Raw genomic sequence first — 235 nt, forward strand, 5'->3', positions numbered from 1 at the left:
CTGAACTCCTAAACTACATTCGAATCACAGAAGCGGAGAAGCTGTTAACGACGACCGATTTAAGCATTACAGAGGTAGCGGTGAGCGTCGGCTATTCGAGCACAAGCTATTTTATCCAGCATTTTAAACAAGCGAAGCACCTCTCACCTTTACGCTTTAAAAAACGTCTCCAACAAAGCGTGTTTGATAAAAATGAAACTTTTTTGTCTTGACAGCCATTCACTCACTCTCTAGT

At 41.7% G+C, this 235-nt stretch carries 1 protein-coding gene; it reads left to right on the forward strand.

Annotated elements, in window-relative coordinates; translation table 11 throughout:
- On the forward strand, window positions 1-212 hold a 212-nt coding region (locus CHH91_RS19110), incomplete at its 5' end, for a helix-turn-helix domain-containing protein (protein ID WP_141234255.1).
- Window positions 213-235 lie beyond the last annotated feature (23 nt).

The organism is Virgibacillus sp. 7505 (assembly GCF_002272135.1).
Taxonomy (GTDB): domain Bacteria; phylum Bacillota; class Bacilli; order Bacillales; family Amphibacillaceae; genus Terribacillus.